Origin of the sequence: Sulfurovum sp. bin170, assembly GCF_010892395.1 — a bacterium.
Lineage (GTDB): Bacteria > Campylobacterota > Campylobacteria > Campylobacterales > Sulfurovaceae > UBA1140.
In genome coordinates this window covers 1-3,076 of sequence record NZ_JAACKB010000148.1, presented here as the reverse complement: position 1 = coordinate 3,076, position 3,076 = coordinate 1, and the positions used below count along the sequence as shown (strand labels likewise).

The 3,076-nt window shown below is 34.7% G+C and carries 4 protein-coding genes; all 4 read left to right on the top strand.

The window, feature by feature from the left end:
• The first annotated feature begins 129 nt into the window (after nucleotides 1-129).
• Nucleotides 130-750, top strand: a complete 621-nt coding sequence (locus GSY74_RS03545; protein ID WP_164663734.1) for a PAS domain-containing protein — start codon at nucleotides 130-132, stop codon at nucleotides 748-750.
• Nucleotides 751-806: 56 nt separating this feature from the next.
• The gene (locus GSY74_RS03540; RefSeq protein ID WP_255494522.1) at nucleotides 807-1,250 is read left to right on the top strand and encodes a YidB family protein; all 444 of its coding nucleotides are present in this window, start codon (nucleotides 807-809) and stop codon (nucleotides 1,248-1,250) included.
• Between the two features lie 116 nt (nucleotides 1,251-1,366).
• Nucleotides 1,367-2,602 carry an endonuclease/exonuclease/phosphatase family protein gene (locus GSY74_RS03535; RefSeq protein ID WP_164663732.1) on the top strand — a complete coding sequence of 412 codons (1,236 nt, stop codon included), beginning with the start codon at nucleotides 1,367-1,369 and terminating at the stop codon, nucleotides 2,600-2,602.
• A 33-nt stretch (nucleotides 2,603-2,635) separates the two neighbouring features.
• A partial coding sequence (locus GSY74_RS03530; protein ID WP_164663731.1) for a CopD family protein occupies nucleotides 2,636-3,076 on the top strand: 441 nt, incomplete at its 3' end.

Sequence of the window (3,076 nt, the reverse complement as noted above, 5' to 3'; positions counted from 1 at the left end):
GCATATAAGGAAACGATGGCTTTAGCCTCGCTCAATATTTCAGGACTAAAGTCTGCGTTTCCTCAAATTTTCACTCTTGCTACCAAATCTATTGTTATAATTCTCTATTACTAAATAAAGGGGTAAAAGATGAGATTTTATAGACCATTGCCAAGAGATGAAGAGATAAATATAAGCAGTAAAAAAATAATAGTCTCTAAGACAGATATAAGTGGAAGAATTCTATATGTAAATGACTACTTTTGTACGGTATCAGGTTATGAAGCAAGTGAAGTTGTGGGTGCACCACATAGCATATTGAGACATCCTGATATGCCAAGAGCTATCTTTTATCTGATGTGGCAATCTATACAGAATGGAGATAATGTTACTGCTATTGTCAAAAATTTAGCAAAATCGGGAAAATACTACTGGGTTACTACTGACTTTGAGATTCATAGAGATGATATGGGTAGGATTGAGAGTTATATTGCATTTAGAAGAGCTGCAGCAGCAAAAGCTATAGAGGCTGTGGAGGAGCTATATGCACAGCTTTTACTTATAGAGAAGAAGCATGGAATGTTGGCATCTTTGGTCTATCTCAAAGGTTATCTCAATGAGAGAGATACTACCTATAGTGAATTTATGGATGGATTGGTAAAACCAAAAAGCTTGATGGAGAAGCTTTTTTCTCTTATGAAAAATAGATTTTACCATACTAGTAGTAGTAATAATAATAATTACTCAGATAGAGATAGAGAAGTTGCATAATTAATAATTTTTAAGATATACTTGCTGATATTAAAAAATAAGGATAGAAAATGGATATGATAGATTTATTGAAAATGGGTGCAGGTTTAATACAAGGAAATAGTGATGATGCTACAACAGGATTGGACACAAATCTTATAACTGATGCACTAGGTAGTCTGCTTGGTGGTGGAGCAGATGGTGGATTAGACCTTAGTCAGTTGGTATCAGGACTATCTGAAAATGGTCTTGGTTCTATTGTAGGTTCATGGTTAGGAAGTGGTGAAAATGAAGCTATCTCTATGGACTCTATTGTTGACCTTCTTGGTTCTGATAAGATTTCTGAGTTTGCATCAAGTTTAGGTATCTCTGAAGATTCTGCTAAAGGTGCTTTGGCTGATGCTTTACCAAATGTGATTGATGGGGCTACTTCTGGTGAAGGTTCTATTGTTGAGAGTATGCTCTCTAGTGTTGGTGGAGTTGATGGTGCTATGAGTATGTTGGGGAAGATGTTTAGATAGTGCAAACTCTATCTCGTTCCACCTGTCCTCAGGTGGAATGCATAGAGAATCCAATCATTAATTTTCGTTGTTTTTGCCTATGCATTCCACCTCAGAGAGGATGGAACGAGAGTTTTTTGATTATTTTAGGTCTCATCCTTTTTTCTTCTAACCCTCTAAATGCAATTGAACTAAAAATAGCCTCATATAATGTTGAAAACCTCTTTGATATGCATTATGATGGTAGTGAATATGATAGGTATATCCCAAACCGACACAACTGGACAAAAACTACTCTTAATAAAAAATTAAGAAATATCTCTGAAGTTATATGTGAGATAGATGCTGATATTATAGGGCTTCAAGAGATAGAGAACCGAAATGCTCTAAAACTTCTTCAAAAATCACTTAAAAGATATGGGTGTAGATATAGATACTCTGCAATATCTCACAAAAAAAAATCTGCAATTCAAGTGGCACTCTTATCTAAAATTCCTATTGAGACTCACAGAGATATAGAAGTAACAAGAGCTTTGGGTATACGAAATATACTAGAGACAAAATTTACAGTAGAGGGCAATCCTCTCTATATATATGTCAACCATTGGAACTCAAAACGCTCACCAGAAAGCAAAAGAATCATCTCTGCAACAGCCCTAAAAAAGAGACTTCTATCCCTACCCAAAAATAGTCAATATATTCTCTTGGGTGATTTTAACTCTAACTATAATGAGCATCAAAGAGTTGGAAAAACAGGTATCAATATGGTTCTAAATAGTATGCTTTTTGGAGAATCTGATATGAAACAAGGTGGATTTAGACACTATAATCTCTGGTTGGAGCTACTGCCATATAGACGATGGAGTTATAATTTTTATGGTGATAAGCAGGGGTTAGATGCGATATTGCTTCCTCCTACACTTTTTGATGGCAGAGATGTGGACTATGTTGATGACTCATTTGTGGTTTTTAAGAGAGCTTATATGTTTACAAAAGAGGGATATGTAAATCGTTGGAAATATAAAAAAGGTAGACATTTTGGCAAAGGCTACTCTGACCATTTTCCAGTTTTTGCTCTCTTTTCAACAGAACCATATCTGTTTAAAAACAAAAAAGAGGATAACAAAGAGTGCAAAATTATAGAGCTATATGAGAAGAGAGAGCTTTTGCCATGTTGGCTAAAAAATGTAAAGGTAGTTTCAAGAAAAGGTAGGGGAGCTACTATCTCAGATTTAAAAGATAAAATCTTTATTTACGGAGTGGAGAAGCATGTCAAGGTGGGAAGTCGTTATGATATTAGAGTATCTCAAACAAAAACCTACAAAGGTGTCTATGAAATTATAGATTTTAGTATGGATTTATTAGATAATTGATAGTATGCCATATATTATTTATAGGAGTAGAAAATGAACTACTATTTGGAGATACTCTCTTTTCACATTATGGCAATGATGTCATGGATGGCGGTGCTTTTTTATATGCCAAGACTTTTTGTATATCACCAAGAGCATAAGGATAAAAAAGATTTTACAGATGTGATAAAGGTGCAAGAGAGCAAACTATATGATGTGATAGGAGTCCCTGCAATGTGGGCAACTATCATAAGTGGTGCGATACTAATATATCTCAATCCATCTCTACTCGAGCAGGATTGGATGATAGCCAAACTATTTGTGTTATCCTTGTTGATTGGATACTCATACTCTATGGAGTATTTTAGAAAAATATTAGAAAAAGATGCCTGTAACAAAAGTGGACAGTATTTTAGAGCCTACAATGAAGTTCCAACTCTACTCTCTATTTTAATAGTAGTGTATGTGATTACAAAATCTGTGCCTATCTATTTC

Bases quoted from the DNA above. Each gene is read 5' to 3' on its own strand.
- GSY74_RS03545 (WP_164663734.1), top strand. From the start codon at position 130: ATGAGATTTTATAGACCATTGCCAAGAGATGAAGAGATAAATATAAGC.
- GSY74_RS03540 (WP_255494522.1), top strand. From the start codon at position 807: ATGATAGATTTATTGAAAATGGGTGCAGGTTTAATACAAGGAAATAGT.